Origin of the sequence: Paenibacillus illinoisensis NBRC 15959 (assembly GCF_004000925.1) — a bacterium.
GTDB lineage: Bacteria > Bacillota > Bacilli > Paenibacillales > Paenibacillaceae > Paenibacillus > Paenibacillus illinoisensis.
Window position 1 is genome coordinate 144,731 of record NZ_BIME01000002.1, and the last position, 13,500, is coordinate 158,230.

At 45.2% G+C, this 13,500-nt stretch carries 9 protein-coding genes and 1 riboswitch; of the genes, 6 read left to right on the plus strand and 3 right to left on the minus strand.

Annotated features, from left to right (window positions below; translation table 11 throughout):
* Positions 1 to 10 precede the first annotated feature (10 nt).
* Positions 11 to 1,237 (minus strand): glucose-1-phosphate adenylyltransferase, encoded by a 1,227-nt coding sequence (locus tag PIL01S_RS06145; RefSeq protein WP_127536734.1) that lies wholly within the window; start codon positions 1,235 to 1,237, stop codon positions 11 to 13.
* 196 nt (positions 1,238 to 1,433) lie between these two features.
* Between PIL01S_RS06145 and glgB the strand changes: the two genes are divergently transcribed.
* The 3 genes from glgB to PIL01S_RS06160 all read left to right on the plus strand — a co-directional run bounded on the left by glgB (position 1,434) and on the right by PIL01S_RS06160 (position 6,729).
* On the plus strand, positions 1,434 to 3,446 hold the full coding sequence (glgB, locus tag PIL01S_RS06150) for a 1,4-alpha-glucan branching protein GlgB (protein WP_127536735.1): 2,013 nt from the start codon (positions 1,434 to 1,436) through the stop codon (positions 3,444 to 3,446).
* Positions 3,443 to 4,885: a glycogen synthase GlgA gene (gene glgA, locus PIL01S_RS06155; RefSeq protein WP_127536736.1), complete on the plus strand. Its 1,443-nt coding sequence runs from the start codon at positions 3,443 to 3,445 to the stop codon at positions 4,883 to 4,885. Before glgB ends, glgA begins: the two co-directional genes overlap by 4 nt.
* Before the next feature lie 137 nt (positions 4,886 to 5,022).
* Positions 5,023 to 6,729 carry a right-handed parallel beta-helix repeat-containing protein gene (locus PIL01S_RS06160; protein WP_127536737.1) on the plus strand — a complete coding sequence of 569 codons (1,707 nt, stop codon included), beginning with the start codon at positions 5,023 to 5,025 and terminating at the stop codon, positions 6,727 to 6,729.
* A gap of 75 nt (positions 6,730 to 6,804) precedes the next feature.
* On the opposite strand, the gene PIL01S_RS06165 is transcribed toward PIL01S_RS06160, so the two are convergent.
* Both PIL01S_RS06165 and PIL01S_RS06170 read right to left on the minus strand, forming a co-directional pair.
* The gene (locus PIL01S_RS06165) at positions 6,805 to 8,556 is read right to left on the minus strand and encodes an alpha-glycosidase (RefSeq protein ID WP_127536738.1); all 1,752 of its coding nucleotides are present in this window, start codon (positions 8,554 to 8,556) and stop codon (positions 6,805 to 6,807) included.
* 252 nt (positions 8,557 to 8,808) lie between these two features.
* Positions 8,809 to 9,984 (minus strand): M20 family metallopeptidase, encoded by a 1,176-nt coding sequence (locus PIL01S_RS06170; protein WP_127536739.1) that lies wholly within the window; start codon positions 9,982 to 9,984, stop codon positions 8,809 to 8,811.
* Between the two features lie 205 nt (positions 9,985 to 10,189).
* Here PIL01S_RS06170 and PIL01S_RS06175 point away from each other — a divergent pair, with 205 nt between their 5' ends.
* From PIL01S_RS06175 to PIL01S_RS06185, 3 genes are all read left to right on the plus strand, one after another.
* Positions 10,190 to 11,629: an ABC transporter substrate-binding protein/permease gene (locus tag PIL01S_RS06175; RefSeq protein ID WP_371859931.1), complete on the plus strand. Its 1,440-nt coding sequence runs from the start codon at positions 10,190 to 10,192 to the stop codon at positions 11,627 to 11,629.
* On the plus strand, positions 11,616 to 12,341 hold the full coding sequence (locus PIL01S_RS06180) for an amino acid ABC transporter ATP-binding protein (protein ID WP_153978998.1): 726 nt from the start codon (positions 11,616 to 11,618) through the stop codon (positions 12,339 to 12,341). Before PIL01S_RS06175 ends, PIL01S_RS06180 begins: the two co-directional genes overlap by 14 nt.
* A 266-nt stretch (positions 12,342 to 12,607) precedes the next feature.
* Positions 12,608 to 12,807: riboswitch (cyclic di-AMP (ydaO/yuaA leader) on the plus strand.
* Between the two features lie 2 nt (positions 12,808 to 12,809).
* Positions 12,810 to 13,484 carry a 3D domain-containing protein gene (locus PIL01S_RS06185; RefSeq protein ID WP_127536742.1) on the plus strand — a complete coding sequence of 225 codons (675 nt, stop codon included), beginning with the start codon at positions 12,810 to 12,812 and terminating at the stop codon, positions 13,482 to 13,484.
* Positions 13,485 to 13,500 lie beyond the last annotated feature (16 nt).

The following is a 13,500-nucleotide window of genomic DNA, read 5'->3' on the forward strand; positions in this document are numbered from 1 at the left end:
TTTTGGTATATTATGAAGAGAGTTCGCCAGCGCGCAAGCGACCGGTTTTCTCATATACTTCTTTCAGAATACGTGCAGGCTGAGTGCGGACTGCCGGTTTGGCAGACACAACCTCATTAGGGCCTACAACGACAATTTCATCAGCAGTGCCTTTGACAATGGCGCCGTCCTTGATAATGGCACCTTCACCAATAATGGCACGTTCGATATGAACACCTCTACCGATACGGGCGTTTGGCATAATAACACTGTCTTTGACTTCAGAACCTTTTCCTACTTCAGCACCGCAGAAGATAACAGAGCGCTCTGCACGACCTTCAATGGCACATGACTCATGGACCATGGAGGACGCATGCTCAGCACGGGAATGACGAGCTTTGTGAGCACTTAATTTGGTTTTCCAGTCACGAGTGAACATCGGCCAGTGTTCTTTGTGCAGGCTCCAGTTTTCTTCGTTATGCAGCAGATCCATGTGTGCATCCCACAAGCTTTTTACAGTACCAACATCTTTCCAGTAACCATCGAAGTTATACACGAAAAGAGAGTTGTTTTCATTAAGCATTTGAGGGATTACGTCTTTACCAAAGTCGTGACTGGAATTCGGGTTAGCCGCATCCAGCAGAAGATGGCGTTTCAGATACTCCCAGTTAAACATGTAAATACCCATGGAAGCCAGGTTACTTTTTGGTTCAGCGGGCTTTTCTGCAAATTCGGTCACACGCATATTTTCATCCGCAGCCATAATTCCGAAGCGATGTGCTTCATCCCAAGGAACCTCCATTACCGAAATGGTCGCAACAGCTTTGTTCGCTTTGTGGGATTCCAGCATGTCACGATAATTCATATGGTAAATGTGATCTCCCGACAAAATTAGAACATTTTCGGGGTTTTGCTGGTCAATATAGTCGATATTTTTATAAATGGCATCCGCCGTTCCCAAGTATTCGTCATTTCCTGTATGATAAGATGGAAGCAGGGAGATTCCTGCCTCTTCCGAATTCCCATGTCCCCATGGTTCTCCTCCACCAATGTGATCGTGTAAAGATTCAGCTTGGTACTGCGTCAATACTCCAACCGTATCGATTCCTGAGTTTACGCAGTTGCTGAGAGGAAAATCGATAATCCGGTAGTGCCCGCCAAACGGTACAGCGGGTTTAGCAATACTTGAGGTCAATGGGGCTAATCTTTTCCCCTCTCCTCCCGCCAACAGCATAGCGATGCAATCTTTATTAAACATAATCGTTTCCCTCCCAAGATATTTGTCCAGTGTAGTACTTACATAAACGCAAAGTGGTGCTGTTGAAACGATGTATACTGTAAAATTCCTGTAAAATTACAACATTTTTTTAAACACGTCATTTTTCTTTTCAACTTGGCTAGAATGGGGTAATGATTAACGTTATATCTATTTTCTAGGGGAAGAAGGTGATCTCTTGGCCATTCAACCATTGGCAGATCCGGCCATTTCGCCGGAGGATATCTATTTGTTTCATGAAGGAAACCTTCATCACAGTTATCGAATATTAGGCGCACAGCCTGCGACTCAGGATCATCGTCAGGGGTATCGCTTCACCGTCTGGGCTCCAAATGCCAAAGAAGTAGGGCTGGCTCTTGACTGCAATGATTGGAAAGGTGAACAGGCACCTTTATATAAGATACCCGATTCTGGATTTTGGACTCGTTTTTTTCCGGAAATCAGTGAAGGAACTTTATACAAATTCCGTATTTTAACGGAAAACGGAGTAGAACTGCTGAAAGCAGATCCGTATGCATTTCACGCCGAAGTTAGGCCTCGCACGGCTTCCATTACAAGTTCCATCCAAGGATACAAATGGAACGATGGTGCATGGAGACGGAAACAGAGGGCTGTATATAACAAGCCTTTACATATTTATGAGATGCACATCGGAACATGGAAGCGAAAGGAAGACGGCTCTTTATACAGTTATAGAGAGATCGCGGATCTGCTTGTTCCTTACTTATTAGAAATGAAATACACACATGTGGAGATGATGCCGCTCAGTGAACACCCTTATGACCTTTCTTGGGGGTATCAGAGTACGGGCTTCTTCGCCCCGACAAGCCGTTTTGGAGGTCCTAAGGATCTAATGTATTTAGTGGATACACTGCATCAGGCTGGAATAGGTGTACTGCTTGATTGGGTGCCTGCACACTTTGCCAAGGACGCCCACGGTCTGCGTTTGTTTGATGGCACACCGCTTTTCGAATATGCAGATCCATTGCTGGCTGAGAAACCAGGGTGGGGAACACTAAGCTTTGATTATTCGAAACCGGAAGTTCGTTCATTCCTTATTTCCAATGCGCTGTACTGGATGGAAATGTATCATTTTGATGGTCTGCGTGTAGACGCGGTTACCAGCATGTTAAGGCTTGACTTTGAAAAGCATTCTGGCCAATTTCGTCCCAATGCAGACGGAGGATTGGAAAATAAAGAAGCTGTTGCCTTCTTGCAGCAACTCAATGAAACGATCTTTAAGTACTATCCTTATGCGCTGATGATGGCTGAAGAGTCCAGTGCATGGCCGATGGTCACGTCTCCTGTGGACGTAGGCGGACTGGGATTCAATTATAAATGGAACATGGGTTGGATGAACGATACGCTGGATTATATGAAAACCGATTTCCACGATCGTCCGTCGAAGCATCATTTGCTGACATTTCCTGTGGTTTACTCCTTCTCTGAAAATTATGTGCTGCCTCTGTCGCATGACGAAGTCGTACATGGCAAAAAGTCCTTGCTGGACAAGATGCCTGGATCGTACGAACAAAAGTTTGATGGCATGCGAGCTTTCTTGGGTTACTTCATGACTTTCCCAGGCAAGAAGCTGCTCTTTATGGGCGGAGAATTTGGCCAGTTTATTGAATGGAAAGATGAGGATGAACTGGATTGGTTCTTGCTGGATTATGACAGTCACCGCAAACTCCACAAGTTTGAACGTGACCTGTCTGAGCTGTACCTGAGCGAAAAAGCTTTGTGGGAGCTTGATCATTCCCTGGACGGATATGAATGGATCACTCCGGAGGACCATGGCCAAAGTGTCATTTCATATGTTCGCAAAGGAAAAAAACCTGCGGATACACTCCTTGTGCTTGTTAACTTCCAGCCGGTCAAGCGGGAGCGTTACCGGATTGGTGTCATGCGTCCCGGTATGTATGCCGAAGTTCTGAACAGTGATCATCCCGATTACGGGGGATCAGGTATATTGAATGATATGCAGATAGCTACCGAAAAGATTCCTTTTCATGGCCATCCCCACAGTCTGGAGATTGTTTTGCCTCCGCTAAGCGTGGTTATTCTAAAAAAGAATACACGTCGGAAAACGGATGAGACAGCAAATGAAGTCGCTTCTGTCAGACCAAAAGCACTCAAAAATACAAATACAAATAAGACCACTGCCAAATCAAAAAGGGGGAAAAAGGCGTGAAACTTTTATTCGCTGCTGCCGAGGGCCATCCATTTATCAAAACGGGTGGACTCGCTGACGTTATTGGAGCTTTGCCTCAAGCCTTGAAAAAGGCTGGGGCAGATGTTCGTGTCATTTTACCCAAATATAAAGGGATCCCTGACGAATATAAGGAGGCCATGAAGCCGGTTATCGTGACCGATGTTCCACTCGGCTGGCGCAGACAATACTGCGGCATTGAAATGCTCGTCCATGACGGAATCCCGATTTATTTTGTCGATAACGAATATTACTTTGGCCGTGACGGTGTCTACGGGTATATGGATGATGGGGAGAGATTTGCTTTCTTCAATCGCGCGGTACTCGAGGTATTGCCGCTTCTGGACTTCAAGCCGGATGTGCTTCATAGTCATGACTGGCATGCCGGAATGATTCCGCTGCTGCTGCAGGCGCATTATGCACATGAGCCATTCTATAGTGAGATACGTACCGTATTCACCATACATAATCTGTTGTATCAAGGTGTATTCCCACATTCGTTATTCAGCGATCTGCTTGAACTGGACGACCGATATTTCACCATGGATGGCGCAGAGTATTATGGTAATGTCAATTTTCTAAAATCAGGTATTGTCTATTCAGACCATGTAACAACAGTAAGCCCCACCTACGCACAGGAAGTGAAAACTTCCTATTATGGCTATGGCTTGGACGGTTTGCTTAGCTCTCTTGGCGAACGTTTTACCGGAATTGTGAATGGTATTGATACCAAGAGTTACAACCCGGCGACGGATAACAAAATCCCGGTTAAGTACAGAACAAGCCTATCCAAGAAAACGGAGAACAAGATTGAGCTGCAGAAGGAGCTTGGGCTGCCTGTCCGTCCGGATGCACCATTGATGGTAATGGTTACCCGTCTTGTTGACTCTAAAGGACTTGATCTCGTTTGTCGCATATTGGATGAGCTGTTGTACTACGACGATATCCAGTTTGCCGTATTGGGAACTGGGGATCCTGCCTATGAGCATTGGTTCCGGGAGGCGTCCTATCGTTATCCACTAAAAATGTCAGCCCAAATCAAGTTCAACGATGGATTATCCCGTCGTTTCTATGCAGGAAGTGATATATTTCTCATGCCTTCCAAGTTTGAACCGTGTGGCATAAGTCAGCTGTTAGCACTCCGGTATGGCAGTGTGCCGCTTGTCCGTGAAACGGGTGGTCTTAACGATACCGTGCAGGCATACAATGAGTTCAGCGGTGAAGGGAACGGCTTCTCGTTTACCAGCTTTAACGCACATGACATGATGAATACGATCCGTCGTGCAGAGAAGTTGTATCGCGAGCCCGACCACTGGAAGAAGATTGTGAAAAATGGCATGAACGGGGATTACAGCTGGGATGTTTCGGCTGATGAATACATGGACATTTATCGCAGCATTACTGTTGAGAATACAAAATAATGACCAAACCACGGAGCCGCAGTATATATTGTACTGTGGCTTTTTTTGCAGAGTAAATCCGGAGCCATGTTGGAATGCCCTGTAGAGGTCGAATGAAGTGAATGAGGTTGAAAAAAGGATGAAAGAGAGTTGATAAAATGGCCAATCATATTAATTTCACCTCCACTTATAATCCGAATCTGGAGGCATGGGGTGGGAATGAAACATTTGATCCTCTCAAGATGAACGCAATGTTTAGTCAGATTTTGGGGAATATTGCAGCGGTTGAATCTTCTATCCCTGGAAATATCATTGACGTTAGAAACTTCGCTCCGGGTGATGGAACTGACCAATCCGCACAGATCAAAGCTTTTTTTGACTCAGCGCAAGAAGGTGATATTTTACTATTTACGCCGGGACACTACAAAGTCATCAAATCGGGATGGTTTTATACGTTTAATGGAAAAGCGGTAACCATCAGAGCTCATCCGGGAGCCATATTGGAAGTTTCTGATCAGGGTTTACGCTTCGAGAACAGCAACCACATTGAAGTAAGTGGTCTAACGTTAAGGCGTACAACTCAGGCTGGATGGGCCAAAGGAAGAACAGGCATTTACGTAGAGAATTCCAGCAATGTCATATTGCAGAATAATGATATTAGCAAATTTACGGACGGCATTGGCGTGAATGGTTCAACCAGTCAGGAGAATCCTTCAAGAAATGTTATCATTAGAAACAACAAGCTTCACCACTTGGGTGAAGAGCCCATTGCAGTGAGGACCAATCTGGCCTTTGTCATCATTAGCCAAAATGACTGCTACCGATACTTGGGTGATGGGATCCTCATTAAAGCAACCTGGAACGTATTTGTAACGACAAACTTTCTTCATACACCCGTATTGTCAACAGATGCAGACTATACTACGTTTACAGCAGGCCAGCAAGGGTCTAATGTGCCCAAAGTAGGTGGAGGCATTACATGTAACAATGAAGGTGGCGAGACAGGGGCCCGGAGCCTGCATATCCATGACAACAGTGTGATTGGAACAGCTTTTGGCGTAGGACTTATCGGTTTTAGAGGCGCATTTGTCACTTCAAACTTCTTCAGTAATATTCGAAACAGCTCTGTAGTGTCTGTCTCCTTTCTCCCTTCCCAATTCAACCCAAATGATGAGAGCAACCATATTTTTGTGATTCAGGGCAATTATATTGATGCTATTTTGAAGTCGAATCCTACAGCAGCCATTGAGGCAAGAACCAATAACGGAATTGAAGGTATGGATATTGGCGTTATCTCCGATAATATCGTGATTCCTAATGGCAATCATTGGGGGATCATTGCAGACGGAAACATCATCATCAAAGGCAATTATATTGCCAAAGCAGGAATTGCAATGGACTTGAGTAATGGGGTAGTCGCCACCAGCAATATCATTCAGCCTGGTTTTGTCACGACCAATCCTGACCGGATGGTCAGCATTAATGACAATGTGACATTCGCAAGCAATTCAATTTCGGGTAAAGGCACATCACTGAAAATTCGTGGATCAAACAGCGTTATAACCGGCAATCGCATGAACTATGATGGGAATTGGTGGGCAGTCCATTTTGATAATGCTAATCGGGTTGTGGAAAATAACATTATTAAAGATAATGTGTTGCTGGTATCGTCTAGTGCCACTGGTCGATATTTATTCGGGTCCAGTGCTTTTTCGAATGGAAAAAACGTCGTGATTGATGTGGTTAAGGACAACAATGGTTCTGTCTACCAACTGGTGAACGACCTTGTACTGACAGGGCCCAATTCCACCCGCTGGAGAGTCACTGTTGATGCCAATGGTAATATTAAGGGGACAAAGGTTTAGCATTTATCATAAAAAAACCTCCTAAACACCAGATCGAAGAAAGGGAGCATGGATCTGATGAATTAGGAGATTCCTTTATGAAGGATCTAGCTGTCTGTATAGAATTCGATAACCGTAAGGATCGAGCTTAATGTTCATGATGCCATCTGTGGGAATAACCGGATCTTCGGTTAGAGCATCTCTCCAGTCCCTGGTCTCCATAGGGTGAGAAAGGGTGCGTACATCGGGAGTATTATTCATCCAAACGGTAAAGTGAAGCTGATCATCCATTCGCTCGTATACGATACAGGGGTCGTTGTGATCCGCTTTAAGAAAGCGGAAGCGCCCTTTGCGAAGTGCCTCATTGCTTTTGCGCAGATCAATCATCAGCCGGTAGAAGTCATAGAGCTCCCGATCTTGCTTGGCAGGGTCCCATTCCATACATTTGCGGCAATCGGGATCTCCTTCACCGCTGATGCCTACTTCATCTCCATAGAAGATACACGGCGTACCGATGTAGGTAAACAGGAATACAACGGACAGTTTTAATCGGCGTTTGTCTTCACCGCATCGGGAGAGCAGGCGAGGCGTATCATGACTGCATAGCATATTGAAGATCACTTCGTTGGTTTGCTGGGGATACCGCATAATGAGGGACCCCATCTCATTTGCAAAGTTGTAGCCATCCATGGATCCGCAGAAAAATTCCAGGACCTTGTCGGCAAAAGGGTAGTTCATAACGGAATCGAACTGGTCACCCATCAGCCATGTCAGGGAATCACTCCAAACCTCGCCCACAATATAGGCTTCCGGGTTCGCCGTTTTAACTACTTTGCGGAAATCTCGCCAGAAGTGGTTATCCACTTCGTTCGCTACATCCAATCTCCAGCCGTCGAGCTTGATCTCCTTAATCCAGTATTCGGCGACATCCAGCAGATACGCTTTCACTTCCGGATTGGCCGTGTTAAATTTCGGCATATTTCCATAAAAACCGAAGGTATCATAGGTAGGTATACCGTTCTTAATACCGACAGGAAATTCATTGATATGGAACCAGTCTACATACTTTGATTGTTTTCCATTTTGCAGCACATCCTGAAAAGGCGGGAAATCTTCACTGCAATGATTAAAAACGGCGTCAAGCATGACGCGGATACCACGCAGGTGGCATTCCTCTGTGACTTTTTTGAGCAAATCATTATCTCCAAAATGCGGATCTACTTTTTTATAATCAATGGTGTCATATTTATGGTAGGAGTTGGCTTGAAAGAGGGGGGTGAAATATATAGCATTTACGCCAAGTTTGGTTAGATCATCCAGATGATCTAGGACGCCTTGCAGGTCTCCGCCAAAGTAGTTATCCAGCTCGGGCGTACCTCCCCAGGCGTGAGTTCCTTCGGGATTGAGGTCTGGATTGCCATTGGCGAACCGTTCGGTCATGATCTGGTAAAAAACAGCTTCTTTGGCCCATTCGGGAACCTTAAACACATCAATTTCATGAATGTACGAGAATTCGTAATATCCTCCAGTAGGGTAAGGGGGATCGCGGTGAATCCCATTGTCGGCCAGAAATACATTTTCATGACCCGCTGTGACTCGAAAAATATAAGTAAGTCGTTTGAATTGGGGTTTAACCGCAGCCTCCCAGTAGTCGAACATCCTATCCGAAGCAGCTTTTTCCAGTTGGATTTCCCTGTAGGTTCCGTCCCAATCATATTTATCACCAGTCAGTGCAGTCACATAGTCTACATCATCTCTCTTCGTACGTACACGCAGATGAATCGTAGACGTGTTGTAGGCGTAAGCCCACTTGTCACGGGGAACGTGATACATCGCTTCGAGCAGCATGACGGCACCTCCTGTATCAAGATGAGTATAGCATTACATAACCAAGCTAGACAGCAAATGAACCATAAAAGGTTTACATAATTAGTAAAATTTTCATTACTTTCATCGATTTCATTTCACAAGCATCTCCAGGTTAGGCTTGAATATACGTATGCAAAATAAAGAAAAGAGGTGTTTTCTGCAGACCTGGTGATATCCATCCAATCTGTAGAGAACACCTCTTTGGTTGTCTCTATTAACTTAAAACTTATATTATCGTAGGGCCTGTTCAAACTCTGTTCGAATCGTTTGCAGCAGCTCAGGCTTCGTTAGCACATCATAAGCTGTTGTGGCAAGTGCTTTTGCACCCAAGACCATGCCATCCAGTGCCCGTTCCTGTAATGCCAGATCGCGGAATTCGATGGAGTGCAGGGTGTGAACCTCATCAACGACCCGAATGTAAGGATGAATTGCAGGACAGCGTAAGGATACGTTACCGATATCCATGGAGCCATGATCATCTCCGCTAACGATCTCGTCTTGTGGAATACCGAGTTCCATGAGGTTTTCAGTGAACGTTGCAGATAAAGATTCATTGGTTACCATCTCATCATATGACGTTTCATAATTTGAAGTCACAAGACGACAGCCTGTTTGGAGCGCAGAACCTTCGGCAATTTGTATGACACGCTGCGTTAGTATATTAAGCTCTTTTCTGGTTGCGGCCCGTACGTAAAATTGGGCTGAAGCATAGTCGGGAATGATGTTGGCAGCCTGACCACCGCTATTGATAACACCATGGATCCGGACAGTACTTCTCACTTGCTGGCGGAATGCATTAATACCGTTAAAGGTTTGAATGACGGCATCGAGAGCATTGATCCCTTCATGCGGACTGGCCGCGGCGTGAGAGGATTTGCCGTGGAACTCAAATTGCACGGCATCAATGGCCAGAGAGCTGCCCGATTTCTCATAAGCATAATATGGATGGGCCATTAGCGCGACATCACAATCATCAAACAGACCTGCTTCAGCCATTGGAACTTTGGCGCCACGAGTTTCCTCCGCAGGTGTGCCGAAGACTTTTAACGTTCCTCCAACTTCATCCAGAATGGACTTTAGACCGACAGCTGCGCCCAGGCTCATCATACAGATCAGATGATGGCCGCAAGCGTGACCAATCTCGGGAAGTGCATCGTATTCGCATAACAGGGCTATGGTTGGTCCTTTTTTGGCAGCAGCGTAGGTGCCGATAAAAGCCGTACCCAGTCCAAGTACGGGAGCTTCTACTTCGAAACCGTGAAATATCAATTCTTCCTTTAAGCGGGCAGAAGCAAGGTATTCCTCGTTCCCGAGTTCAGGATTGGCACCAATGTATGATGAAATCTCCTTAAAACGGGAAGCATATTGATCAATAACCGACAAAATTTGTGATTTGGTATGTGTCATCGTGAACTCCTTCGTGCAAAATGAAAATAATTTAGTCATTATATCATGTTTGCTTGATTTTTTCAGAAACAAGTCAGGATTTGTAAGTTGAAAACTCATTGCATAATCATGCATTGTACTTTATAATGACTCAGGCATCAACATGAGGAAGCACATAATGTATTGTAAGGGGAGAACAGGGTTGAAATTGATTAGTCGTTACACCATGATGCTGTTGACCTTTGTCGTTTTATTGACAGCTGCCATTCCTTCGGCGCTGGCAAGTGGAACTACGGGCACTTCAGACAGTAAAAAATTGGTTCTCGGCACGAGTGCCGACTTTGCACCATATGAATTCCATAAAGTGATTAATGGCAAAGATGAGATTGTCGGATTTGATATTGCCATTGCCAAAGAGATTGCTGCCGATCTGGGCGTAGAACTTGTCATCGAAGATATGGGTTTTGACGGCCTGCTGCCTGCATTGCAGAGTGGACGCGTGGATATCGTTATTTCAGGCATGACACCGACAGAGGACCGCAAAAAAAGTATCGACTTCTCGGATACCTACTATAAATCGAAACAAGTCATCATGGTTCGCAATGAGGATAAAGACAAATACCCGACCATGGCTGAACTGGAAAATGAAAAGATCGGAGCACAGAAAGGTTCGATTCAGGAAACGATCGGACAGAAGATTCCTGGAGCCAAGCTGACGTCTCTTGATAAAATCTCGGACATTGTGCTTCAACTGCAGACTAAACGGATCAACGCTGCAATCGTTGAAGATACGGTTGCCGCAGGCTACCTGGACGATATGATTGGACTTGCTCCTGCAGTTCCGGACGAAGAGCAGGTAGCAGCAGCGATCGGTATTCGCAAAGGCAATACGGAGTTGCTAAATGCCGTTAATGGTACGCTTGAACGATTGAAGAGCGAGAATAAAATTGATCAGATGGTAACCGAAGCCAGTCAATTGATGGCAGACCGTGAGGTCAAATCGCCAAATATTTTTGAAGTGTTCTGGCAGTACAAAAGCTTTTATGCTACAGGGGTTGGTTATACCCTCCTATTGTCAGCACTTGGCGTAATCTTCGGGGTAATCATCGGTTTGATCATTTGTTTGTTCCGAATGCATGATACAGCAATTTTGCGGTGGATTGGTACGGCATATGTAGAAGTCATTCGCGGTACGCCTATGTTGGTTCAATTGATGATTATTTATTATGGTCTTGCCTTGACATTTGGTATTACGTTCTCGCCTCTTCAGGCAGGTATTTTAACACTTTCCATCAATAGTGGTGCTTACCTGGCAGAGATCTTCCGTGCAGGGATTCAAGGCGTTGACCGTGGTCAACTTGAAGCTGCCCGTTCGCTTGGGATGGGTAGAGCCGCGGCCATGAGATTTATTATTTTGCCACAGGCTTTCAAAGCTGTACTGCCTGCCATCGGTAATGAATTCGTAACCATCATCAAGGAATCTTCCATTATCTCGGTCATTGGTATGGTTGATATCATGTATCAGGCAAGTGTAGTCAAAAACATTACGTACCAAGGAATGAATCCGTTCCTTATTGCAGCAGCCATTTACTTTGTATTGACATTCATTTTGTCCAAGCTGCTGGGTCGACTGGAAAGGAAGTTGAGTGCAAGTGATAGACGTTAGACAATTACACAAATCTTACGACAAAAACGAAGTACTTAAAGGCATAGATGTATCAATTGGCAAGGGCGAGGTCGTTGTCGTGATTGGTCCTTCAGGATCAGGCAAAAGTACCTTCCTTCGCTGTCTTAACCTGTTGGAGCAGCCTACTTCAGGTGAAATTAATTTCGAAGGCGTATCGATCACGGATCCCAAACACAACATTAATGCAACGCGGGAGAAAATGGGGATGGTGTTCCAGCACTTTAATCTGTTTCCGCATAAAACCGTGGAGCAAAACATTACCATTGCCCCGATCAAAGTCAAAAAGCAGTCTGCACAGGAAGCCAAGCAGATCGCCGCAGACTTGCTCAAAACCGTGGGGCTTTTGGATAAAAAAGATGCTTATCCAAGTCAGCTGTCTGGTGGACAGAAGCAGCGCATTGCCATTGCCAGAGCGCTTGCGATGCAGCCGCATGTGATGCTGTTTGACGAGCCGACGTCTGCACTTGACCCTGAGATGGTTGGTGAAGTACTCGACGTTATGAAACGCCTGGCTGAAGGCGGAATGACGATGGTTATCGTTACCCACGAGATGGGCTTCGCCCGTGAAGTCGGTGATCGTATCATCTTTATGGATGGCGGTGTAATTGTGGAAGAGGGAACACCAGATGAAGTATTTGGTCAACCTAAGCATCCACGTACGCGTGACTTCCTCGGTAAAGTCTTGTCATAGCCTTTGAGCATGATCCAGTCAGTGAACCGTATTAAATAGAATGAACAAAAAAACGAAATTAAACAACCTTGCTCACGTCACGTTAGCAGGGTTGTTTTTTTGTGCATGTATAAGGATCCAGTGTCGTAAAAGTAACGTTTCTGTCATCGTTCCAGAGCTGCTTGATCGCTCTTTTTTAAGAAAAATCCTTATTTTTAAAGCATCATAATGTGTTGTTATAGACAGTTGGTAACATTTACTACGGACCCTGGTTACAAAATTGTGATATATTGTTCCTGCCGAAACTTCCTGAGGAGGAAGTGTGGAGGATGTAATGATGCAGACCGTGGAGGGGAAGATTGAAACGCACGCTGCTTGGGGTGAATTAGGGGTACATAACGCAAGACGAATGTAACAGTGACCTATAGGGTGGTTTCCTCCATCCGAATCCGACAACTAACTTCGCAGGCACAATGAGGGAGGAAGACCATGATTAAGAAGAGAACTATAGCCAAAACAGCAACAGCCCTGCTGACAGCAGCAATGCTCATTCAGGCCGTTCCAGCTCACGCTGATTCTGTTCACGTGGCCAAAGAGGGGGATACCTTCTATACCTTATCGAAACAATATGGAGTTGGACTGAACACACTGGTTAAAGCAAACAGTGATATTTCACCTTACAACATTTATGGTGGTTTGAAAATTACGATTCCTGAAAAAGTAAACACAGCCTCAGCTGCTCCAGCAGCGAAGAGCTCTACGGGTGCAAAGACGATTACGACAGCTAGCCTTGATGTGAATGCTGACGATAAAGTCGTTCAGGCCTGGGGCAAAACGTTTGATTACAGTAAATCCATTGATGTGAAAGCAACAGCGTACTCTGCAGCCGCTTCCGAAAATGGTGGATGGGGTCCTGTTGATTATTTCGGTAATCCACTTGAACTCGGCACGATTGCAGTAGACCCTAGTGTGATCCCACTTGGTACGAAGGTTCTTGTTACAGGTCACTCCCATCCGGGGCTGCCTAAGCAGGCATTTGTGGCTACTGCCCGGGATATCGGCGGGGCGATCAAAGGGAAACGGATTGATATTTTCATTCCTGGAAGCCAGAAGTCTGTGAGCACATTTGGTTTTCAGGATGTTGAACTTTATATCTTGAAATAAGTATCAGCGCCAATAA

Coding starts and splice junctions, on each gene's coding strand:
- PIL01S_RS06145 (WP_127536734.1), bottom strand. CDS start 1,237: ATGTTTAATAAAGATTGCATCGCTATGCTGTTGGCGGGAGGAGAGGGG.
- PIL01S_RS06160 (WP_127536737.1), top strand. CDS start 5,023: ATGGCCAATCATATTAATTTCACCTCCACTTATAATCCGAATCTGGAG.
- PIL01S_RS06165 (WP_127536738.1), bottom strand. CDS start 8,556: ATGCTGCTCGAAGCGATGTATCACGTTCCCCGTGACAAGTGGGCTTAC.
- PIL01S_RS06170 (WP_127536739.1), bottom strand. CDS start 9,984: ATGACACATACCAAATCACAAATTTTGTCGGTTATTGATCAATATGCT.
- PIL01S_RS06175 (WP_371859931.1), top strand. CDS start 10,190: ATGATGCTGTTGACCTTTGTCGTTTTATTGACAGCTGCCATTCCTTCG.
- PIL01S_RS06185 (WP_127536742.1), top strand. CDS start 12,810: ATGATTAAGAAGAGAACTATAGCCAAAACAGCAACAGCCCTGCTGACA.